Origin of the sequence: Anaerocolumna cellulosilytica (assembly GCF_014218335.1) — a bacterium.
GTDB lineage: Bacteria > Bacillota > Clostridia > Lachnospirales > Lachnospiraceae > Anaerocolumna > Anaerocolumna cellulosilytica.
Genome location: NZ_AP023367.1, coordinates 5,353,798 through 5,376,865, shown reverse-complemented (window position 1 = coordinate 5,376,865; position 23,068 = coordinate 5,353,798). Strand labels below are relative to the sequence as shown.

At 38.0% G+C, this 23,068-nt stretch carries 20 protein-coding genes and 1 other annotated feature; of the genes, 14 read left to right on the top strand and 6 right to left on the bottom strand.

Annotated elements, in window-relative coordinates; genetic code table 11:
• Positions 1 to 88: 88 nt before the first annotated feature.
• The 5 genes from acsn021_RS22460 (at position 89) to acsn021_RS22440 (ending at position 4,709) form a co-directional block, all read left to right on the top strand.
• Positions 89 to 619, top strand: a complete 531-nt coding sequence (locus acsn021_RS22460) for a spore maturation protein (protein ID WP_184092800.1) — start codon at positions 89 to 91, stop codon at positions 617 to 619.
• Between the two features lie 202 nt (positions 620 to 821).
• Positions 822 to 1,667 carry an aldo/keto reductase gene (locus acsn021_RS22455; RefSeq protein WP_330601768.1) on the top strand — a complete coding sequence of 282 codons (846 nt, stop codon included), beginning with the start codon at positions 822 to 824 and terminating at the stop codon, positions 1,665 to 1,667.
• 309 nt (positions 1,668 to 1,976) lie between these two features.
• Complete coding sequence (locus acsn021_RS22450; protein ID WP_184092798.1) at positions 1,977 to 2,981, top strand: ABC transporter ATP-binding protein; 1,005 nt, start codon at positions 1,977 to 1,979, stop codon at positions 2,979 to 2,981.
• Positions 2,982 to 3,098: 117 nt separating this feature from the next.
• Complete coding sequence (locus tag acsn021_RS22445; protein ID WP_184092797.1) at positions 3,099 to 3,902, top strand: ABC transporter permease; 804 nt, start codon at positions 3,099 to 3,101, stop codon at positions 3,900 to 3,902.
• A gap of 30 nt (positions 3,903 to 3,932) precedes the next feature.
• Complete coding sequence (locus acsn021_RS22440) at positions 3,933 to 4,709, top strand: ABC transporter permease (RefSeq protein WP_184092796.1); 777 nt, start codon at positions 3,933 to 3,935, stop codon at positions 4,707 to 4,709.
• 179 nt (positions 4,710 to 4,888) lie between these two features.
• Here the strand turns inward: acsn021_RS22440 and acsn021_RS22435 are convergent, their stop codons facing one another.
• Positions 4,889 to 6,640 (bottom strand): DUF885 domain-containing protein, encoded by a 1,752-nt coding sequence (locus acsn021_RS22435; protein WP_184092795.1) that lies wholly within the window; start codon positions 6,638 to 6,640, stop codon positions 4,889 to 4,891.
• Positions 6,641 to 7,054: 414 nt separating this feature from the next.
• On the opposite strand from acsn021_RS22435, the gene acsn021_RS22430 reads away from it, so the two are divergent.
• The 4 genes from acsn021_RS22430 to metG all read left to right on the top strand — a co-directional run bounded on the left by acsn021_RS22430 (position 7,055) and on the right by metG (position 11,784).
• Positions 7,055 to 8,407 (top strand): cytochrome c biogenesis protein/redoxin, encoded by a 1,353-nt coding sequence (locus acsn021_RS22430; protein ID WP_184092794.1) that lies wholly within the window; start codon positions 7,055 to 7,057, stop codon positions 8,405 to 8,407.
• Positions 8,408 to 8,443: 36 nt separating this feature from the next.
• Positions 8,444 to 8,875 (top strand): winged helix-turn-helix transcriptional regulator, encoded by a 432-nt coding sequence (locus acsn021_RS22425; protein WP_184092793.1) that lies wholly within the window; start codon positions 8,444 to 8,446, stop codon positions 8,873 to 8,875.
• Between the two features lie 44 nt (positions 8,876 to 8,919).
• Positions 8,920 to 9,360: a hypothetical protein gene (locus acsn021_RS22420; RefSeq protein ID WP_184092792.1), complete on the top strand. Its 441-nt coding sequence runs from the start codon at positions 8,920 to 8,922 to the stop codon at positions 9,358 to 9,360.
• A gap of 169 nt (positions 9,361 to 9,529) precedes the next feature.
• Positions 9,530 to 9,769 (top strand) — a binding site (T-box leader).
• 38 nt (positions 9,770 to 9,807) lie between these two features.
• Positions 9,808 to 11,784, top strand: a complete 1,977-nt coding sequence (gene metG, locus acsn021_RS22415) for a methionine--tRNA ligase (RefSeq protein WP_184092791.1) — start codon at positions 9,808 to 9,810, stop codon at positions 11,782 to 11,784.
• 133 nt (positions 11,785 to 11,917) lie between these two features.
• Here metG and acsn021_RS22410 read toward each other — a convergent pair whose 3' ends face one another.
• Genes acsn021_RS22410 through acsn021_RS22975 form a run of 3 tightly spaced genes read right to left on the bottom strand, consistent with a single transcriptional unit; the run spans position 11,918 to position 13,022 of the window.
• Positions 11,918 to 12,529, bottom strand: a complete 612-nt coding sequence (locus acsn021_RS22410) for a manganese catalase family protein (RefSeq protein WP_184092790.1) — start codon at positions 12,527 to 12,529, stop codon at positions 11,918 to 11,920.
• A 2-nt stretch (positions 12,530 to 12,531) separates the two neighbouring features.
• Positions 12,532 to 12,786 carry a spore coat protein CotJB gene (locus tag acsn021_RS22405; RefSeq protein ID WP_184092789.1) on the bottom strand — a complete coding sequence of 85 codons (255 nt, stop codon included), beginning with the start codon at positions 12,784 to 12,786 and terminating at the stop codon, positions 12,532 to 12,534.
• On the bottom strand, positions 12,783 to 13,022 hold the full coding sequence (locus acsn021_RS22975) for a spore coat associated protein CotJA (RefSeq protein ID WP_243167861.1): 240 nt from the start codon (positions 13,020 to 13,022) through the stop codon (positions 12,783 to 12,785). Before acsn021_RS22975 ends, acsn021_RS22405 begins: the two co-directional genes overlap by 4 nt.
• 398 nt (positions 13,023 to 13,420) lie before the next feature.
• On the opposite strand from acsn021_RS22975, the gene acsn021_RS22395 reads away from it, so the two are divergent.
• The 3 genes from acsn021_RS22395 (at position 13,421) to acsn021_RS22385 (ending at position 17,358) form a co-directional block, all read left to right on the top strand.
• The gene (locus tag acsn021_RS22395) at positions 13,421 to 14,185 is read left to right on the top strand and encodes a TatD family hydrolase (RefSeq protein WP_184092788.1); all 765 of its coding nucleotides are present in this window, start codon (positions 13,421 to 13,423) and stop codon (positions 14,183 to 14,185) included.
• 88 nt (positions 14,186 to 14,273) lie between these two features.
• Positions 14,274 to 15,143, top strand: coding sequence for a 16S rRNA (adenine(1518)-N(6)/adenine(1519)-N(6))-dimethyltransferase RsmA (rsmA, locus tag acsn021_RS22390; protein WP_184092787.1), 870 nt, complete (start codon positions 14,274 to 14,276; stop codon positions 15,141 to 15,143).
• Between the two features lie 202 nt (positions 15,144 to 15,345).
• Positions 15,346 to 17,358 (top strand): SGNH/GDSL hydrolase family protein, encoded by a 2,013-nt coding sequence (locus tag acsn021_RS22385; protein ID WP_184092786.1) that lies wholly within the window; start codon positions 15,346 to 15,348, stop codon positions 17,356 to 17,358.
• A 1-nt stretch (position 17,359) separates the two neighbouring features.
• Here the strand turns inward: acsn021_RS22385 and acsn021_RS22380 are convergent, their stop codons facing one another.
• Positions 17,360 to 18,157, bottom strand: coding sequence for an AraC family transcriptional regulator (locus acsn021_RS22380; RefSeq protein ID WP_184092785.1), 798 nt, complete (start codon positions 18,155 to 18,157; stop codon positions 17,360 to 17,362).
• Between the two features lie 337 nt (positions 18,158 to 18,494).
• Between acsn021_RS22380 and acsn021_RS22375 the strand changes: the two genes are divergently transcribed.
• Together acsn021_RS22375 and acsn021_RS22370 are read left to right on the top strand one after the other, a co-directional pair.
• Positions 18,495 to 20,075 carry a glycoside hydrolase family 43 protein gene (locus tag acsn021_RS22375; RefSeq protein WP_184092784.1) on the top strand — a complete coding sequence of 527 codons (1,581 nt, stop codon included), beginning with the start codon at positions 18,495 to 18,497 and terminating at the stop codon, positions 20,073 to 20,075.
• 44 nt (positions 20,076 to 20,119) lie between these two features.
• Positions 20,120 to 21,574: a serine hydrolase domain-containing protein gene (locus tag acsn021_RS22370; RefSeq protein WP_184092783.1), complete on the top strand. Its 1,455-nt coding sequence runs from the start codon at positions 20,120 to 20,122 to the stop codon at positions 21,572 to 21,574.
• A gap of 251 nt (positions 21,575 to 21,825) precedes the next feature.
• On the opposite strand, the gene acsn021_RS22365 is transcribed toward acsn021_RS22370, so the two are convergent.
• Positions 21,826 to 22,815, bottom strand: coding sequence for a pectinesterase family protein (locus tag acsn021_RS22365; RefSeq protein ID WP_184092782.1), 990 nt, complete (start codon positions 22,813 to 22,815; stop codon positions 21,826 to 21,828).
• Positions 22,816 to 23,068: the final 253 nt, after the last annotated feature.

Below are 23,068 nucleotides of genomic sequence, written 5' to 3'. Positions count from 1 at the left end.
CACACAGACGGGAGTTTAAGTTGAAAAGTCAATAAATTTCAACATCATGATTTAAATGTGTGCTAAAGCACACAGATGGGAGTTTAACATGAAATTTCTTTTATATATCTCAGATTACATAATTCCATTTATTATTTTTTACATCGTAGGGTTTGGATTGCTTATGAGAGTACCGGTCTTTCAGGAGTTTACAAAGGGAGCAGAGGATGGTTTTAAAGTTGTATTAAATATTATGCCGACTTTGATTGGACTTATGATTGCTATTGGAATCTTAAGGGCATCGGGAACTCTTAATTTGTTAGCAAATATAATCAAACCATTAACGGATATCCTCCACTTTCCTTCTGAATTAGTACCTTTGGTTACCGTAAAGCTGTTTTCTTCTTCGGCGGCAACCAGCCTGGTATTGGATATTTTTAAGGAATATGGACCGGATTCTTTTCTTGGAAGACTCACATCAATTATTATGAGCTGCACGGAGACGGTCTTTTATACCATGTCTGTTTATTTTATGACAGCGGGGGTTAAAAAGTCCAGATATACGCTTGCAGGTGCTTTGTTTTCAACTTTAGTGGGTGTAATAGCCAGTCTTGTGCTTACAAATCTTGTGTTTGGTTAGGAACTTTCTTAATTCGTATGTCATTACAAATGCTAATTGTCTTCCTTGACGATATTTGACAGATGGATTATCATAATTGTGGAAGAAGCGACAAAGTTTTGCCTATTACAGGTCTTCTTCTGTGTTATTACCCCAGAATGCCTTTAGGGAAGGTATTGTCTGGGGGTGATAATAAACAATATTTATAAAGGGGGACATGAGTATGTTAAAATTAAAGGATGGTTCATCAATTGCCAAAATTGGACAAGGCACCTGGAAGATGGGTGAAAATCCAAATAGCAGGGAGTCAGAGATAAAAGCATTAAAAAAAGGTTTGGAGCTGGGAATGACATTGATTGATACGGCTGAAATGTATGGCGACGGAAGAACGGAAAGTCTGATTGGGGAAGCAATAACGGAATATCCCAGACAAAAGTTGTATCTAGTTTCGAAGGTATATCCGTTTCATGCAGGAAAAGGAAAGATATTTGATAGCTGCGATGCTTCTTTGAAGAGGCTGGGGACGGATTATCTTGATATGTATCTGCTTCATTGGAGAGGGAACATACCTCTTTCAGAAACGGTTGCATGTCTGGAGGAATTGGTTAAAAGGGGCAAGATACGCAGATGGGGTGTCTCAAACTTTGATTTATCGGATATGGAAGAGCTATTAACCGTACAGAATGGAGAGAACTGTGCAATAAATCAGGTACTATACCATCTGGGGTCAAGAGGAATTGAATATGATTTGCTTCCCTGGCAGCAGGAAAAAGGAATTCCGGTTATGGCATATTGTCCATTAGCGCAGGCAGGTAATTTAAAATGCGCACTTAAAAACAGTACCGGACTAGAGGAGATTGCCCAAAAGCATGGTGCAACCATTTACCAGGTTCTATTAAGTTTCGTATTGGCAAATGAAAATGTTGTAGCAATACCTAAAGCTTCAAAAGCAAGCCATGTCAAAGACAATTACGAGGCGGTGAAGATTATACTGGATGAGCAGGATATAAAGAGGCTGAATATGGAATTTCCTCCACCAAAACGAAAGGTACCTTTAGATATTGAATAAGGAAATAAAATAAGCAAGGTTTTATTTGACATATATCACCAAAGGGTATATAATGAATATCCTTTCGCAAAAATTTGGATGTTTACCACGGTTTCCTTGGCAAAATCCAAGGAAACATACGCTTGGCAAGATATTTCCTAATTTGATTCATGAATGGCAATTACTCATAAAGTACTGCCCTCTGATGATGAAGGTTAAAATGGTTGATAATCACCGTTTTTAGCCCTTCATATCTGTGACAGAGCCGCAGGGAGTCCTACGGTATGCAATGGATTGAAGATGAAAGAATATTACTACCAGGAGGGAAAAATGATTCAAGTGGAACACATTAACAAGACCTTTAAGGTCGCACGCCGCAATGCGGGTATGAAAGAGGCTGTGAAAGCCTTGTTTCATAAAGAGTATGAGTATGTTCATGCTCTAGAGGATATATCCTTTGCTATTAAAGAGGGTGAGATGGTTGGTTATATCGGACCAAATGGTGCTGGTAAGAGCAGTACCATAAAAGTACTTAGCGGTGTATTGACACCGGATTCAGGAACCTGTCTGATTAATGGCAGGATACCCTGGAAAGACCGGATTAGCCATGTAGGGGACATAGGTGTTGTATTTGGACAACGCTCCCAGCTCTGGTGGGATGTACCGGTTATTGATTCCTTTGAACTGCTTCGGGATATATATAAAATCCCCCAGAGAGCATACAAGGACAAGCTGGAGGAATTAGTCCAACTACTGGATTTAAAAGAAGTTATAAGGACACCTGCAAGACAACTGTCTTTAGGGCAGAGAATGCGGTGCGAAATCGCAGCATCTCTACTTCATAATCCTAAAATACTTTTTCTGGATGAGCCGACCATTGGTTTAGATGCCGTATCGAAAATTGCAGTACGTAATTTTATTCTTGACATTAACAAAAGGCATAAGACAACAGTCATACTGACTACCCATGATATGCAGGATATTGAAGCATTAACCAAAAGAATTATACTGATAGGAAAAGGAAGAATTCTTTTAGACGGTAAGCTGGAGGATTTAAGGCATACGTTTCGTGGAGCAAAGAAGGCAGTTGTCGAATATTCCGGGAACGAACTTACTTTATGTGAAGGCTTAAGTATGCTGGCAGATGACTATTCTCTTGATGAAGAAAAGGGTGCCAGGAAAGGAAGGGCAATCATCGGAATTGATACGGATATCCTTTCAGTTTCAGAGGTTATAAGCTATCTAAGCCTACAGGTGGATATTACAGACATTTCAGTAACTGGTACTTCTGTGGATGAGCTTGTGGTTCAGCTTTATAAACAATATGAGATATAGATTAAATTATCTGAAACACAATATAAGTAAGTAGTTGCGAAACAGTCATTTATGTGATCTAGATAATATGTTTTGCAATTGTCTAACATATTTTAAGTAATGAAAGGAATAGAACAGATGCAAAAATATGTATCCTTTTTTCGGCTTAGGTTTCTGTATGGACTTCAATACCGGGCGGCAGCTCTGGCGGGCATTGTAACGCAGTTTGCCTGGGGAGCTTTAGAGATACTTATGTTCACAGCTTTTTATGAGGCAGACCCATTGGCATTTCCTATGAAATTTCAGGATCTATCCTCTTATATATGGATGCAGCAGGCATTTTTAGCCCTTTATATGACCTGGCTGTTAGAAAACGAGATTTTTCATGCAATTCAAAAAGGGGATATTGCATATGAACTATGCAGACCAGTAAACCTTTATAATATGTGGTTTGTAAGAAGTATAGCAAACCGCTTATCAAAAGCAATTCTCAGATGCTTTCCCATCCTTTTTATAGGTATTCTGCTTCCCAAACCCTATGGGTTTACCGTACCAAAGGATATGACTACTTTTTTCTTTTTTTTAGTCACCTTAATATTGGCATTGATAGTTGTTGTAGCTTTTTGTATGCTGATATATATTTCAAGCTTTTATACAGTGTCTGCTGCCGGCATCCGCTTACTGGCAGTTGCTATGGTTGAGTTTTTCTCCGGTGCAGTTATACCTTTGCCGTTTTTCCCTGACAGCATACGGTGGGTATTTGAATTGCTGCCTTTTGGCTCCATGCAGAATGTACCACTTCGGGTTTATTCCGGAAACTTACAGGGGGCGCATTTGCTTCGTGCAATTGTGTTACAGGTGTTTTGGTGTGTTGTACTGACCTGCGGAGGAAAGCTATTGATGAACAAAGCTCTAAAGCGGGTAGTGGTACAGGGTGGTTGATTATGCAGAAAGGATGAAAGTTAAGAGAAGATGAAATTATATATGAAGTATTTTTCTATACAATTAAAAAGTGCAATGCAGTATAAGACCTCTTTCATTTTTATGACCATAGGACAGTTTCTTTTAGCTTTTAATGTATTCTTAGGGGTATATTTTATGTTTCTTTTGTTCCCCAATGTGAAGGGTTATACGTTTGAAGAAGTACTGCTTTGTTTTTCTATTGTGTTAATACAGTTTTCCCTGGCAGAATGCTTTGTCAGAGGTTTTGATATGTTCTCCGCCACCATAAGTAACGGAGAATTTGACCGCATTATGGTAAGACCCAGAAATGAGATATTTCAGGTTCTGGGAAGCAAGATAGAGCTAACCCGTGTAGGGCGTTTTTTGCAGGCCGTACTTATGTTTAGCTATGGAGTTCATAAAAGCAGGATAGACTGGAGTTTTAATAAGGTATTAGCCCTTATCCTAATGATAGTTGGAGGATTTGTGTTGTTTTCATCTATATTTTTGGTATATGCAACACTTTGCTTCTTTACAACAGAAGGTCTTGAATTTATGAATGTACTTACCGACGGTGCAAAGGAGTACGGAAAATACCCAATCAGCATTTATGGTAAAAGAGTACTACAGTTTTGTACCTTTATTGTGCCCTTTGCTCTGGTTCAGTACTATCCTTTATTATATATACTGGGAAAGAGTACGAATAGCTGGTACCGGTTCTTGCCGTTAGCGGCCTGCTTATTTTTAATACCATGTTACTTGTTCTGGAGATTAGGTATCAGTCATTATAAATCAACCGGTTCTTAAGATAGAAATTTGCGTTCTAATACAAATAACCTAAAGATGATATGTAAAAACAGGTTAAAGCATTTTATTAGAATTCCAAATGAATTGGTAAAAAGATTAAAAGAAGCCCTATGGCTTTCCGTTAGAAGGAGGTCATAGAGCTTCTCTTTATTAATAATACGTTTGTATCCGTATTGATACTATTGTTTTTTCATCCAAGTGTCCATTCTTTGAGCAATAATATCAAAAGGTGCAGGACCGATATCTAATAAGAACTGGTGGAAAGACTTTATCTCAAATTTATCTCTCAAGGCATCCTTAGCAGTTTCTTTTAAGTTCATAAATTCCAGATAACCAATACCGTATTGTGGATAAAGCGCCGGCTCTTCAATCATGGTTGTGTATAAAACCTCAATGGTTGATTTATCGGTTATACCAAAACTATTTAGATAATCGGCGGTTTCGGAAAGGGTCCAGCCGTCATAGTTAATACCAATATCCAGCTTGCAGTATAAGGCCATATTTGCGGCCATATTTGCTTCTAGAAAATCAGCCACATCAGGAGAAAAATCAGTAAGGTGGTAAGAGTAATATTCCACATAAGTAGCCCAGCCTTCTGCATAGCCCCCAAAGTCAAGGAGGCTTCGTATAGGAGCAGGATTTTTATCTCTGAAATAGACAGCTTGGTATAAGTGACCCGGATAGCCTTCATGAGCCAGAGTATTAAATATCTGCTGTAAATCATAATCAGGGTTATTATTAATATAGATAATATTTTCTTTGTAATTATCAATTGCCGGTATTAAGTACATAGCCGGGCTCAAATGCTCCTGCAAGGATTCATGTACATACTTTACAGAATAGTTTACTTCCGGGCAGGCCGGAAAATCTTTTTTTATAGCGGTCTTTAAATATTCAAGGATTTCAGTTGGGTCAGTTAGCGAATAGGTTATATTCATAACTGCATCATATACATCCGGGTCTTTTCCCATGATGGAATTAAGTTTCATAAGGTTGGTGGTAATGGAGGTATCTAACAATTCTTTTAATTCCTTAACAGAGCGGGAAGAACCGGTATTGGCTGTTAAAAGATATTCATAATACTCTTTGCCCTTCTCAAAATGGCTTAAACCCCCATTGTTGGTGCCGGTTCCTTTTAAATCTGTTAAAGTAGTTATTAATAACTCATAAGCCGGTATAATAGAAGTAAAAACAGCGTCTTTATTTGCTGCTTTGTAAGTTCGTACTTCCAAAGCAGATAAGCCCTGAAAGGCATCTATTTTATCATTAAATATTTCAATTAAATAGTTATTATCCTTGTTTTCTATAAAGGTTTTACATTGGTCTAAAATATTATCGACAACTTTATCGCTCATAAACAAACCGGCGTCAGATTTTTCCTTTTCAAACGCGCAGATTTCGCCAAAGTAGTCGTATAGCAGGGGTAAAAGATCCAGATATGTATTAATATCATCTTTGGTATAAAAATTATATTCTGCCAGCAACACCGGAAGTTGTGCCTGTAAACCGGTGGTAGGACCAAGTACTTCATGATACAGCAGTAAATCACCCGTGGTCGTCTCTAATTCCCAAACTTCTTTTAAGATATCGTAGGTTAACTTCTGTTCATCGGATAGAGACTTATAATCATAAGATTTTAAGGCAGCCAGATAATTTTCTGCATCTAGCAGGGACTTTTGCATTTCTTCTAAGGTATAATGTCCAAGTGTTGCGTTTGTATCAAGGATGCCATATTCTTTTGGATTTGCCAGTGAAAAATTTAAAGTAATGGTGCTTTTCTGCACTTCTGTTGTAAATATACGGTTGGTAAAGGAATCAAAATCTTCTGTATTAGGGGTTTTGTCTATGGACTGTCTGGCACAGCCGGCAAAACTAAAAGATAAAAGAACAGACAGAAAGAGCCACAGATAAACTTTATAAAATCTTTTCATAGAAACCTAACCTTTCTAAAGGGGTATATAATAACCATGCCATTGTCCATACATAAACGTTGGGGGACGGGCACAAGCTATTTCCCATTATTAAATACTCATAAGCAAACATATAGTGTTTTTGGAGTTTTGTCAATCAAAAATCTCCATCTTAATGAAAATGTAATCTTTAAGAATAAATAGTAAAAGTATTAACCTACACTTACTAAGTTATGATATATATCCTATAACCATTCATGTATTTTAAGTATAGTAAAAAAGAATTATTTTTTTATCTGATACTTTAATTTAACAAGTGAGTTGACTTTTTAAAGTTACTGTGTTAAGCTTTATAAGATGTTGGAATAATATGTAATATAATTAATAATGTAGTCTTAAAGCTGGGGTTATCATTAAAATAACAAGGAGAAGTTTATGTTTGAAGGACTCAATACAGGACATATCAGTTTCATACTGGTATTTTTAGAAGGAGTAATTTCTTTTTTTTCGCCCTGTGTCATACCTCTTATTCCTGTCTATATGAGTTATTTAGCGGGAAATGCCAAAAAGGTTGATGAAAACGGAGTAATAACCTACGGAAGGAAGAAGGTATTTTTACATACGTTCTTTTTTGTTTTAGGAATCTCTTTTGCTTTTTTTATACTGGGAATGACATTCTCTGCTTTAGGACAATTTTTTAATAGTCATAAATATCTTTTTACTAGAATTGGTGGCATACTTATAATCCTATTTGGATTATTTCAGCTTGGAATTCTAGACTTTAAATTCTTGCAAAGGGAGAGAAAGGTTCATTTAAATCTGACGGATAAGAGCATAACGCCGTTTCTTGCCCTAATTATGGGATTTACCTTTAGTTTTGCCTGGACGCCTTGTATAGGTCCTGCCTTGTCTTCGGTATTAATACTGGCATCCGGAGCGAAGAATGCAGCATTAGGCAATCTGCTGGTACTTGTCTATGCGCTCGGATTTGTTATACCTTTTTTACTTCTTGGACTCTTTACTGCCCGGGTTCTTGCTTTTTTAAAGGCGAAGCAGAAGTTTATTCAATATACGATTAAAGCAGGTGGTATCTTATTAATACTTCTTGGTATTATGACCTTTACAGGCTGGATGAATGGTATATCCAGTTACTTAAATTCCATAGGCACCAATTTTCCCATAACCAACAAGGAGGAGAGTAAAGCTATCAATGGTGCAAAAGATACGGCCTTAGAGGATGAGAAGGAATCCATAGTTGACAGAGAAGATTCTAAGGGTAGTGCAGATGCTGCAACCCAAGAGGAAGAAGAACAGGCTGGCAGAGAATTAGAAGAAATACCCGCCATAGACTTTACCCTAACCGACCAGTATGGAAATGTTCATACCTTATCGGACTATAAGGGGAAGGTGGTATTTTTAAACTTTTGGGCAACTTGGTGCCCGCCGTGTAAAAAAGAAATGCCACATATAGAAGAATTATATCAGGAGTTTAATCTAAATGAGGAGGAAGTCGTTATTCTGGGGGTTGCTAATCCAAAGAGTGAAGAATATCCTAATAATTCAGATGAAACCAAAGAGGATATTATTGCATTCTTAGAGGAAAATGAATACACCTTTCCAACCGTTTTTGATGAAACCGGTGAAGTATTTTCAAGTTATTATATAAGTGCCTTTCCAACTACCTTTTTGATTACCAAAGACGGCAATGTGCTAGGCTATGTGCCGGGGATGATGACAAAAGACGTAATGCAAAATGTCATAGACCAAACCTTAAAATCTACGGAATAACCGGTGATATTCAATAATGTCCCATGGAGAGAGCATATGAAAAATCAATACAATATACCCTGCAATATAGCACAAACATTAAATATTATTGGAGACAAATGGACTCTCTTAATAATACATCAGATTATGAGGGGAAAGGATACTTATAAGGAGATACAAAATGGCCTGGAGGGTATACCTACCAACTTATTATCGGAAAGGCTTAAGACTCTGGAGAGTGACGGATTAATCGGAACCGAATTATACCAGACCCACCCACCCAGATACCGCTATTATCTGACGGAGAGCGGACGGGAGTTAGAAGATATATTTACCGGTTTGCTGCTTTGGGGAGAGAGGCATCTGAAAAAGTGTTATAAAAAGCTGACTCATAAAGAGTGTGGGCACAGCATTAAGCATTCCTATTATTGTCCCGTTTGTAACAAAGTGGTTACAAAAGAGGACATGGAAATAAAGGACATGGACTAAAGTATTAAATACAGGTTTTTTACAAAAGAAAGAAGGAATAAGAAATGGCGGTATTATCATTTAATTATGACAGTTTAATATCACAGGTACAGCACTGCTGTCTGACAGAGAATACTTGTGGCAAATGTCAAAAGGAAGCATGTCTTATCGGCTATTGCAGGCAAGTGCTCTTAACCTGTATCAAACAAAATGGTGCGATGGTTGATGGAGGAATGGAACATATACCTTTTGGCGATATGAGGCTATATGATGATGAAACAATAATTAATGCATTAGCATATATGCTCCACGAATGTCGTAACTGTAATACATATCATAGCGAAGAGTGTATAATAAATATTCTGCGTTCTACCTTTGAAATTATTCTTTTAGGAGAAGCTCAGGAGTATAAGGGAAGCACATTGGTATACTTAAATGATATTAAGTCTGTGAATCCAGAAATAGCAGATAAAATCTTTCAGGCATTTAAAGAAGGCAAAAAGTAGAGAAGAACTGCACCTTTATAAAGGTTTTAGTCGGAGGCAGTTGACAAAATTTTCTCCGCATGCTATGCTAACTTCTAGTGAATGATTAAGTTTCAGTTTTATAGAATATACTATAGACTATATCAAGTTAGAGATAACTATATAACTATATTAAAATAATTATATCTGGATAAAAGCTGTGAAAAGAAGAGTAAGCAAAGACGAAATGTACAGAGAGCTCCGGTAGTTGAAAAGGAGTCATGGAATATTTGCTGAAGATGGCCTTGGAGCTGCGCACCGAGAAGGGAATTTTTTTAGGCTGCGACGGATGCACCCGTTATGTGACATACTGTTATTAGACAGTTATAAAGGGTTCGGTTTGCCGGACTGAATTAAAGTGGTACCACGGGATATAGCTCTCGTCTTTAAAAGAAGACGAGAGCTTTTTTATATTAAGGAGGAAATTAAATGAGTAAAAAACCCTATTATATTACAACTGCTATTGCATATACTTCCGGAAAGCCTCATATCGGAAACAGCTATGAAATTGTCCTTGCCGACAGCATAGCCAGATTTAAGAGACAGCAGGGTTATGAAGTGTTTTTCCAGACAGGAACAGATGAGCACGGTCAGAAGATTGAAGATAAAGCCTCTGCTGCAAGTATAACTCCTAAAGCGTTTGTAGATGAGATTGCCGGACAGATTAGGGGAATCTGGGATTTAATGAATACTTCTTATGATAACTTCATCCGTACAACGGATGAATACCATGAAAAACAGGTTCAGAAGATTTTTAAAAAGCTTTATGAGAAAGGTGATATTTATAAAGGATTTTATGAAGGAATGTATTGTACTCCTTGTGAATCCTTTTTTACCTCATCGCAGCTAGCAGACGGCAAATGTCCGGATTGCGGCAGAGAAGTACAGCCGGCAAAGGAAGAAGCCTACTTTTTAAAGCTTAGCAAATATACAGACAGACTAATTGAGCACATCAATACTCATCCTGAATTTATTCAGCCTGAATCTAGAAAGAATGAAATGATGAATAATTTTCTTCTTCCGGGGTTACAAGATTTGTGTGTATCAAGAACTTCCTTTAAATGGGGAATACCGGTAGATTTTGATGATAAGCATGTTGTCTATGTATGGCTTGATGCTTTAAGCAATTATATTACAGGAATTGGTTATGATACGGACGGAAATCATGAAGAGTTGTACAAAAAGTTCTGGCCGGCAGATTTGCATCTGATTGGAAAAGATATTTTGCGTTTTCATACAATCTATTGGCCGATTATGCTAATGGCTCTTGAAGTACCTCTTCCAAAACAAGTATTTGGTCATCCCTGGTTATTACAGGGTGAAGGGAAAATGAGCAAATCCAAAGGAAATGTATTATACGCCGATGAACTGGTTGATTTTTTTGGCGTAGATGCAGTACGCTACTTTGTACTTCATGAAATGCCCTTTGATAATGATGGTGTAATCACCTGGGAGCTTATGGTGGAGAGGATGAATTCCGACCTCGCTAATACCCTTGGCAACCTTGTGAATCGTACGATATCCATGTCTAATAAATATTTTAATGGCGTGGTAAATTGTTCCGGAGTAACAGAACCGATTGATGAAGAGTTGAAAAAACTTGCTCTTGAAACTCCTAAAAAAGTAGAAGCTAAGATGGAACAGCTTAGGGTGGCGGATGCCATTTCTGAAATATTTACCTTATTTAAAAGATGTAATAAATATATCGATGAAACCATGCCTTGGATTTTGGCAAAAGAAGAAAGCAGTCATAAGAGGCTGGAAGAAGTTTTATATAATCTGGTTGAGAGTATTTGTATTGGTGCAAGCTTATTGAAGGCTTTTATGCCAGAAACGGCTGATAAGATAGTAAGCCAGCTGAATACAAGCCTTAGAAATATGGAGGAATTACAAACCTTTGGCTTATATACCTCAGGAAACACAGTAACAAAAACACCTGAAATCTTATTCGCAAGACTGGATGTTAAAGAAATACTAGAAAAGGTTAAAGCACGTAAGGCATCTGATCCTTCAGAAGGAGATACAGAGGCTGCTTCAAGCGAGGCAAGGGAAGAGATTATTATTGATATTCCTGCAAAGGAAGAGATATCTTATGAAGATTTTATGAAACTGCAATTCCAGGTAGGTGAAATTATAGCCTGTGAAGCAGTACCAAAATCTAAAAAGTTACTATGTTCCCAGGTTAAAATCGGAAATCAGGTAAAACAAATCGTATCAGGTATTAAAGCACACTATACACCAGAGGAGATGGTGGGTAAAAAAGTAATGGTACTAGTAAACTTAAAACCAGCTAAATTAGCAGGAGTAGTATCAGAGGGTATGTTGCTTTGTGCAGAAGACGAAAATGGTGTGCTGGCATTATTGGCACCTGAAAAGAGTATGCCTTCCGGAGCGGAAATCTGCTAATAAAATAAAATTGTCTGGTATAAATTAACAAAGAAGAAATCCATGAACGTTCTGTAAGCCGTGTGTAACAGAAGGTACCATGGATTTTTTCTATAGAAGTTTATAATACAATAATTTTTGTCCTAGGGGATTTCTATTTATTTGCCATAAGCTTATCGATTTCCAGATTCATGGCATAAAAATTCTTAGAATCTAATCGTTCCTGTACTCTTACCATAGCTTCACCGAAACGTTGATAGTGAACGACTTCACGTTCTCGTAAGAACTTTATGGGGTCTACAATTTCAGGGTCTGTTATTAGACGGAGAATATTATCATAAGTGGTGCGGGCCTTCTGTTCCGCAGCCAGATCTTCATGAAGGTCTGTCAATACATCGCCTTTGGACTGAAAGAAACACGTATTAAAGGGAATACCGCCGGCTGCTTGGGGCCATAGGGCGGTTGTATGGTCAATGTAATAGGCATCAAAGCCCCCTGTTTTAATTTCTTCCAGTGATAAATTTTTTGTTAATTGAAATACAATGGCACTAATAATCTCCATATGAGCAAGTTCTTCCGTTCCGATATCCGTAAGGAGTCCGGCTACTTCTTTATAAGGCATGGAATAACGCTGGGAGAGATACCGCATGGATGCCGCCAATTCGCCGTCAGGACCACCAAACTGGCTCATAATAAGCTGTGCCATTTTTGGATTGGGTTTTGTTATCTTAACCGGATATTGCAGTCTTCTTTCATAGGACCACATAATTACACCTCTCCTTCCCAGGGCCATGGGGTTTCAATCCAAATCCACTGATTTTCATCATTGACATTGTAAGAAAGTATAGGGCCAAAGTTCTGTTCATAGTCCTCCAGAACTTTATTCCTTTGGTCTTTATAGATTTGATAGCAGCTAATGGCTTCCTTTTCATATGGGTGGGTATCTAGAAATAATCGGAGGTCATCCAGAGCAAAACTTACTTCCAACAAGTTTTTCATGGTATTGCACTTGTTATCACTCATAGTAAAGTACCTCCTATCCCATAAAAAGGTAAATCTAACTCTTTAAAAATAGTACCTGTCTGTAAGCCGGTACTTAAATCGTAAAGTTCACGAAATCGTTGCACCGGTACATAGGCCATACCAAGTGCAGGCATAGATAATGCACTGGTATCCGGCTCATCACATGGCAATTTGGGAATGCCTTGGATTTCACAATCTTTTGGGACTATGGTTAAATCTGCCTGATATATATCCATACTTTGGACTCCTTCCTTTTAATGATAGACAATTGACACATAAAATAACAGTTTCGCAATTACCTAGGTAAAGGTTTTATTTAACAAATAAAAGGACATACATCCTCACAATTAGTTTATCATGTATAAAGAGAGAAAATACTAGGAATTAAAAGCATTTTACCCATAATTTATACGTGAATTTGAAAAAACATGGACATCTGTCTTATTTTCACTTATAATACTAAGGAATTAAAGTGGAAAGAATACGCATTTTGCGGTTACACTATATAATGTTAAAAATTTTGTTAAAAAAATGTATTGAATTTTAGTGTCAGGTTATCACGACCTGATTAACTATAGATATGCAGTAAGTTTAATTGAAACGGGTTGTTTTATACGGAAAATGTGGAGGCTATATGATATTTGAAACACATGCCCATTATGATGATGAGGCTTTTGATAAAGATAGGGAAGAATTGCTGAAAAGTTTTGAAGCAGAAGGAATTGGCTATATAGTAAATATAGGTGCGAGTATTGAAACCTCAAAAAAGACTTTGGAATTAACAAAACGATTTCCTTTTGTATATGGAGCAATAGGTGTTCATCCTGAGGAAGCAGCCGAACTAAATGAAGAAAATTTTGACTGGCTTAAAAAGGCAGCAAAAGAACCTAAAGTAGTAGCTGTAGGTGAAATAGGGCTTGACTATTATTGGAAGACAGAACCGGAGGTTCAAAAAATTTGGTTTGAACGACAGATGGAACTTGCGAAAGAAGTAAAATTACCCGCAGTAATTCATAGCAGAGATGCGGCGGCGGATACACTTGATATGATAAAAGGAGCAAATCTAAAGGAAACAGGGGGAGTTATTCACTGCTTTTCCTATGGAGTGGAAATGGCTAGAGAATATCTGAATATGGGCTTTTACCTCGGAATCGGTGGTGTGATAACCTTTAAAAACGGAAAAAAGTTAAAGGAAGTGGTAGAATATGCACCCCTTGATGCGCTGGTTTTAGAAACCGACAGCCCTTATTTAACACCAGAACCGAACAGAGGAAAGAGAAATTGCTCCCTGTATCTAAAACAGGTAGCAGAAAAAATTGCAGAACTAAAAGGCGTTGCATATGATGAGGTTGTCCGTATAACAGAAGAGAATGCCAAGAGATTGTATGGTTTTATCTAAGGACATGTATAAAGTGCTTCTTTTAGAAGGCTTAAAGAATAGCTGAGAATGGATACTATTATATATGAAATTAAAAGTGAGGTAAGGAATGGCTACATTAGGTAATCCCAAGGAAACCATAGAAATATTAAATAAATACCGTTTTGTATTCCAGAAGAAGTTTGGCCAAAACTTTTTAATTGATACCCATGTACTGGAAAAGATTATTAAGGCAGCAGAGATAACAAAAGATGATCTTGTACTGGAAATCGGACCGGGTATTGGAACCCTGACCCAGTATTTATGTGAGGCTGCCAGAGAAGTAGTAGCCGTCGAAATCGATAAAAAACTAATACCTATATTAGAAGATACCCTGTCAGAGTATTCTAATGTAAGTGTAATAAATGAAGATATCCTAAAAGTGGACTTAAATGCACTGGTACAGGAAAAAAATCAGGGCAGACCGGTAAAGATAGTAGCAAATCTTCCTTATTATATAACAACTCCAATTATTATGGGATTATTTGAAGCTTTAGTACCTGTTGATAATATAACTGTTATGGTGCAAAAGGAAGTGGCAGAACGTATGCAGTCAGGACCCGGCAGTAAAGATTATGGGGCTTTATCTCTTGCGGTGCAGTATTATGCCAAGCCTTATATTGCAGCGAATGTTCCGCCTAACTGCTTTATGCCAAGACCCAATGTCGGTTCAGCAGTTATCCGCCTTACGCTTCATGAGAATAAGCCTGTGGTTATTAAGGATGAAAAGTTATTATTTAAGCTAATCCGTGCTTCCTTTAACCAACGCCGTAAGACATTACAAAACGGGTTATATAATGGAACAGAAATCAACTTAACAAAAGAGGTGATTGCAGAGGCTATTAAAGCGCTTGGAGTATCCCCGACTATCCGTGGAGAAGCATTAACTTTAGAGCAATTTGCAAGACTTTCTGATATTTTGTATGATAAAATTCACTGATTAAAAAAATAGAAATCTAAAGCAAGACCGGAGCATCCTATATGGGTTACTCTGGTTTTGTTGTTTATTAATTACTGCAATAATTGTCACAGAAAAACCTAGATATGACAAGTATGTATGGTATGAAAATGCTAAAATTAGAACATAAATTGTATATAGAAGCAGCCGTTAAGTAATGGTAAATTAAAGGAGCATATAGTACATGAAAAAAATAAATTTCAATTTTTCTGCTGGTATGAAAAAGGAGGATACTAGACTGGAAGCCTTAAAGGATGGCAAGGTTCCCTTGTATTCTGATAAGAGAGGGTATGGCTTTGTAAACATAACTTCTGGTATCTGGAAAAGACAGGTTTCAACGGAGCGTATTGCAATTACAGAAAAAGGCTGTGTAGTACAAGAGACTGAGGAGACTATCACTTGGGAAAATCTGAATCATTATAACTATGGAGGCTTAATATTTCGTGTCAATGTTGAAAAACCGGGAGCTTACAGGGTGGAAGTTAAAACGTCGTCTGTCCCGGAGCAAACCTCGGTGGCAGTATCTGGTATGATGGCGGACAGGATGACAGATGTCAGTCCCTGGGATGCTGCGGGTCTTGTAACAAAGAGTAACATAGCTGTTTGGAAGGACAATACCTGGTGCTTTGATTTTGTGACAGGCAGCAGCTATATCGAAATTGAAGTAGAACCATTTCTTACAAAGGATAAGAAACCGGAAGGTATTATACCGGAAGTAGGTATTGCAGAAATCACTATAACAGAACTTGAAACCATAAAACGAGATAATAAGCAAAGGCCAGTGATTTTTACCCTTGGTGATTCTACGGTTAAAACCTATATTTTTGAAGAAGCTGGGATGTCGGGTTGGGGACAGGTATTTGATGACTTATTCGATTTAAATCAGGCAGAGGTTATCAATTATTCTATGGGAGGCCGATCTTTTAAGTCCATGTATTGTGAAGGCAGGTTTAACGAAATTCTTATGAAAGGCAGAGAAGGGGATTATCTTCTGGTGCAGTCAGGACATAATGATGAATCAACAGGACCGGAAGCAGGTCCATCGGCGAGGTTTGGCAGAGGTGCCACAGCTGAGACTTATGAGGCATGGATACGCGAAGTTTATATTCCTGCTATTCGTTCTAGAGGTATTATACCCATATTCGTCACACCTATGACAAGAATTGATGGAAATAAAACCACAGAGGGAAATATAGTTCTAAACGGATTTAAGAATTCTAATTGTCCGGGTATTGATTTTCCGAGGATTATGAAGACTGTAGTAAGTGAATATGGGATTGATGTGCTAGATCTTTATGAAGAAAGTATTCGTTTTATAGAAAAAATTGGCGGAGGTGCTGCTTCAGCCATGTTTTTATCCATCGAAGCAGGAGAAGTGCCAAGTAAGACTAATTCTGGCAGTTATGCGAACGGGAATCCATCCGGCAGCAGTGACGGTACTCATTACAAGGAAGCTTTATCAAAGCAGTGGGCACGAATTCTGGTAACGGATATCACAAAGCAGCAGATTCCCATTGCTTCATATTTAAAACCGGTGGTAAAAGAAGCAATTGAAAGCGGTGATTGGGAGGGGGTATATCCTGAAATAGCGAAAGATATAAGAACCGGAGAAAATGCTTATTATAGAAATCAGATTGAAAAGCTGATAAAACTTGATGTCTTAAGTAAGGACGATGAGGGGCTGTTTCATCCCAAGGAAGTTATTACAACCAAAGCATTTACAGAAGCACTTAATAAAATGTGGAAGATTAATCTGCCGTTAGAGGATGGTATAGAACCCCTTACAAGAGAGGTTATGGGTGGAATCCTTTACGATGCATATGTAATAAAATTCGGAAAAGACAGAAATGGCAAATATAGAAAGCCAAAATATATGACAGATTACAATGAAACGAATCTTTCGCCCCATGACCCGTTATATGATCCGAATTTAGCAGGAGAATCTGCCATGTATTATCCGCTAACACCCTGGAATAAAGTAGCAGATACTAAAGAAATTAATAAGACCCTTTACTTTAAGGTTTCAGAAAGCTACAAGCTGGGACTGATTCGGTGTGAAAAGGGAATTCAAAGAGGAAAAATGATAAATGGTAAAGAGTTAGAACCTAAAAAATTCGTAACAAAAGAAAAAGCAGCGAAGGCACTCTTTTTTATGTGGGTGCTGCCCCAGAATATCAGAGATGAAAATGACAGATAGTTTATTTTTTCTGATGAAGCTCCCTGTATCTTGTAGGTGTTAGGTGGCAGATACTTTTAAAAGCTCGGTAGAAGGTGCGCATACTTTCAAAACCGGATCGAAAAGAGATTTCCGTTATGGATAAATCTGTGCTGACCAATAGATTTTGAGCCAGTTGAATTCTCTGATTGTTTAAATACAGGTTAAAGGAAGTATTTAATTGATGGTTAAATATACGGGACAAGTAAAATTTACTGGTTTTTAATTTTGATGCAATCTGCTCTAAGGAAAGGGCTTCGGTAAAATGGTTGTCAATATATACCAACACCTGATGTACAAGGTTTAAATCATCAGAATGGGATTCCCGTAAGGTCAGACTTTCCAGCAACCGACAGAGAAGTACGGTAAGATATCCTTTAGTCAGCGCAGATTCCAGATTGACCTCATATGGCTTTGAAATATCTAAAAGAGCATGCATACAATATGGCACATCCTTATGGAGGTTATCCCTGGTTACAAAAGGACTCACAGGCTTTCTGGTGTTTAGATTGACAAAGCTTGGTTCCGTCAAATAGGAATCAAATATCAGCAATATAATTTTACTGTTATCTATGGTCTTTAAACTGTGTATGGTATTGGGGAACGATATGGCAATGTCTCCGGGAAGCAGATCTCTGGATTCCTCATTAATCTTAACGTTCATGGTACCGGACAGTACATACATCAGTTCAAAGTGTTTATGGAGATGTGCCGGGTAAGTCAAATTGGTGGAGATAGAACATACAAAGGAATGATCCCGGTTTTGATAAAAGGTGTGCATAAAGGTCTCCTTAACATAAGCTGATAACTTTATAAGTATAACGATTTATGAAAATTATAGTATCACGTTCCTCACGTTTGGGCAAGTTAAAAGATGGTTTTAAAGAGCCCAGTTTAATTTGTGACAGAATTGCAGGCAGACCTGCAATATCAAATAGGTGTAAGGTTGGATAAAAGAGATTCAACTGTCTTGATTCGTATGTGATTCGTGGTCGCAGATAGGAGCTAAGGTTGAAAGAAAATATAAAATATTGGAAGGATGCCACACAAAGATTCTTTCAACCTATTTATTTGTGGCAGTACCGCAAGACAGCTTGCGGTATGCAATGGGTGTAAAAATGAGTAAAGAAATTAAAAATAACAGATTATTATGGCAGTCAGATTTAGAAAACGGTTCTTATCGAAACCCTATACTTCATGCAGATTATTCTGATCCGGATGTTATCCGTGTTGGGGATACTTACTATATGACAGCTTCCAGTTTTAATTACATGCCCGGGTTACCTATTTTAACCTCCAAGGATTTAGTAAACTGGGAGTTAGTCAATTATGCAGTAAAAGAGCTTCCCTATGAAGTTTATAAGAAGCCGGCACATGCAAAAGGTATTTGGGCACCAAGTATCAGATTTCATGATAATAAGTTCTGGATATTTGTAGGAATGCCGGATGAAGGCATCTTTATGACTTGTGCAAAAGACCCTCTAAAGGAATGGGAACCTATGGTATGTGTCTGGGAAGGAAAAGGCTTTATTGATCCCTGCCCTTACTGGGATGAAGACGGCAGGGCCTATGTAGTTCATGCATATGCCAACAGCCGTATCGGTATTAAAAGTAAACTGGCTATTTTTGAAATGAATCCGGAAGGCACCAAATGTATCAGCGAAGATCAGGTTATATTTGACGGAACGGCAACACAACCTACGATTGAAGGACCCAAGGTATATAAAAGAGACGGATACTACTATATATTTGCACCTGCCGGAGGAGTGAAACCGGGCTGGCAGACAGTACTTCGCAGCACCTCTATCTACGGGCCTTATGAAGAAAAGATTGTTATGCACCAGGGAGATTCCATTATTAACGGACCTCATCAGGGCGGACTTGTAGATACTCCAAACGGTGAAGAATGGTTTTTACATTTCCAACAAAAGGGGGCTTATGGAAGAATTGCACACTTACAGCCTGTAGCTTGGAAGAATGGATGGCCAATGATTGGGATTGATACCAATGGTGATGGTATCGGAGAGCCTGTTTTAGAATATAAAAAGCCTGAGGGAGCAACCAGTACCAAAATATGTGAACCTGCAACCAGTGATAATTTTGAGTCAAGTCAGCTTGGACTCCAATGGCAGTGGCTTGCCAATTACTCTGATAGTTTTTATTCTCTGACAGAAGAAAAGGGAAGATTGTGTTTGTATCCATTAAATACTACCGGTGATTCCAAAGCACTTCTTTGGAATTGTGCCAATGTACTGACTCAGAAAATTGTGTGTCCTGCATTTACAGCAGTAACTCGTATGGATATTACTGTCCTGCCGGTTGGTGCCAGAAGCGGTATGATTATGATAGGTGCCAGATACAGTGCCCTGTATGTGGAAAAGACGGAAGAAGCCCTTAAGGCGGTATATGTAGAGGCACAAGGTGAGGGCAAAGACTTGAAGGAAGAAGTTATAAAAGAATATGATTTAAAGGCAGAAAAGATTCTGTATTTAAAAACAAGATTCTACGAAGATCAAACCAGTGAATTCTTATTTAGTACGGATGGAGAAACGTGGAGTGAACCTACAAAAAGATTCAATCCGGAAGGAGCAACCTGGGTTGGAGCGAAGATAGGAATTTTCGCAGTATCAGATAAGGACTATTTAGAAGGAAGCAAGGTGTTTTTTGACTACTTTGATATGAAAGCAGAGATTAACTAATGTTAACTAGGCGTGGAAAGGCAAGGTTTTAAATGGAGAAAACTATGTATAATAAATTGCTGTTTGACGAGGCATCGCCGGAGTCAGTTGGTATACCCTCTCAGGCAGTTATAAATTTTTATAAGGAACTTAAGAAAGACGGCTTTTGTATGCATGGCGCAATGTTGATAAAGAACGGCCAGGTAATTGCAGAGGGATATTATGCACCTTTTCACAAGGATTCTCCCCATAGAATGTATTCTGTAGGTAAAAGCTTTACCTCAGTAGCAATCGGATTATTACAGGAGGAGGGGAAGCTGTCCCTTACTGATAAAATAAGCAGTTACTTTCCAGATAAGCTTCCGAAAAAGGGATTACATCCTTATATTGAAAGAACTACTATTCGTGATTTGCTCTGTATGGCATCACCACATAGCTATACCACATATAAACAGGTAAATGATAGAGATTGGGTAAAAAGTTTCTTTACCGTAAAGCCTACAAGGTATCCTGGTACCGCTTTTGCATATGATACCTCGGCAACGCATGTTTTGTCTGCTTTAGTGGAACGTTTAAGCGGGATGTCATTGTTTGATTATCTAAAAGTTAAGGTGCTTAATGAATTGGAATTCTCTGACCAGATTAGATGGCTTACCTGCCCTATGGGAATCTGTCAGGGTGGTTCGGGCTTAATCTGTACCTTACGAGACGTTGCTAAGTTTGCTTATACTTGTATGAAGGGGGGAAGGTATGACGGCAAACAGCTAATACCGGAAGCTTATATAAAGGAAGCTACCTCCTTCCAGATTAGTACCTGCCTTCAGCCTTGTACAGAGGAACAACAGGGCTATGGTTATCAGTTCTGGCAAACTAGGGACGGAGGATTTACTCTTTATGGCTTAGGGGGACAGCTTGCTGTATGTCTTCCGAAACAGGACTTTATGATGGTAACTATGGCGGATAATTTGACAAATCCTAATGGGGTTCAAGGAATATATGATGCCTTGTGGCACCATATATATCCTTACTTGATGAAGCAAGAGGTAACAGCAATACCGGAAAATAGTTCTCTCTTAAATGAGCTTAGAGTTACATTAAGTAATCTGAAACTTCCGGTGGAAAAGGGAGAGAGAAAAACAGAACAGGTATCTTTAATAGACGGTAAAGGTTATCATGTAGCAGATAATCCTATGGGAATAACCCAGTGCAGTCTTACTTTTTCAGAGGAAGTGTGTGTGTTTTCTTATATCAATGAAAGCGGTAGTCATACACTAAAGTTCGGATTGTCATCTATGGCTGAGCAAAAGTTTCCGGGTACGGAATACACCTGTGTCTCCTCGGCAGCCTGGGTTACAGAGAATACACTCCATCTTAGAACGTATATTATTGATGAATGTTATGGAAGTGTTAATATAACTATGACCTTTCAGGAAAATACTATAACTCTTGCAATGAAGAAGACGGCAGAACCTTTCTTGGAAAAATACGAAGGTCATGCTTCTGGTGAATGGATAATTTAAAATGCAACAGTCTTGCTTTATATATAAAGGGAGGGCGCGCGGTGTGTTTTGATTAGCAGTGAATGTGTGTGTTTTACAGACATAGTTTAGTCAAGGTTTGGTCTGTTTCAGATACGACGGGGAAGTCTATAGTCTGGAGAATGTAGAGCATAAATGGAAAAGCGATAATTTAATATAGTAAGAGCCAGGCTATAAGAAGATATGATATTTCTTATAGCCTGGCTCTTTTGTGAACGATTACAAACGACTTGTTAGGCATTCGGATTCCAGTTATCTCCGCCGGCAAGTACCTTTTCAAAGGACATATACGCGAGAACCTTTTCATTCACCAGGGGTTTTGAGTAGGGAACACGTCCGGCGGTGTCAGCACCGGGACCTTTATTCCCGTATTCCACATAGGCAATGGTTACCTCGGCATTGGCTTTATCCCAATTATGCCAGCCTTCTTTTCTGATGTGACTATCCATGGTACAGCATAAAAAGGCAGTTTTTGCATAATCTCTCCAGGGACGTCCAAGATAAGTGCTATTTTCTCTACATTCACTGGTCAGATGGCAGTTATAAAAGACATAACCATATTCCTGAGTCTTTGGAGTACTTGCAGCCGAAATAAAGGAGCCCTCCCCATCAGGCCCTTCTGATTTTGAGTGAATCTGACAATGGTCAAAGTAGGCAGTGCTGGGTCCGAAGATAAAGTCAACAGTTCCGTCAATATAGCAATCCTTAAAGTAATTACGCAACTCTGAAAAATCAATAGCAACGGTTGAGTTTGTAAAGAATTCGGGCAGCATCAATTTCTTATAAGGCTTAGGAAGTAAATCACCGGTAAAAATAGTATCCTGATGGCCTAGCAGACTGCAATTATAAAAAGAGGTTCTGTCAGAGGCAATATATACAGCCAGGGCTTGTCCGGCTATATGACCTGCTCCGGCAGTGTTTTCAATGGTCAGGTTTTCTACCCGGATATCACTTCCGGCAAAGAGAATGACAGCTGTATTAAAGGTACCATATTCGCTGCCGTCACCTCTGGGCTTTCTAGCTCCATCTCCGTAACGAATAATGGTTTTGTCTCTGTTTTCACCAACTAAGCGAATATTCCTTTTGCGAATGAATACTTTTTCTTCATAGATGCCGGCTTCTATATATACAGTTATTTCCTCAGTATGGGCATCATCTATAGATAGAATTGCCTCCTGTAAAGTAGAAAAAGCACCCTTCTTATTTTTGGATACAATAATCATGTGGTCCTCCAGAATTATGTGTTTTATGTTGTTTTCTTGTATTAGATTGAAAATAGGTGTATCTTTATCTTTCTATTTATGCAGCATCACACGCTGTTTGCGATATGCAGTGGGATTCAATCCATATTTATTTTACAATGAAATGGTAAATATATATATAACAATTAATTGATATAGTATTAAATTATTGTACAATGTCTATAAAAATCTTGACCAGTAAAAATAACTATATTACTATTTAATAGACAATAGA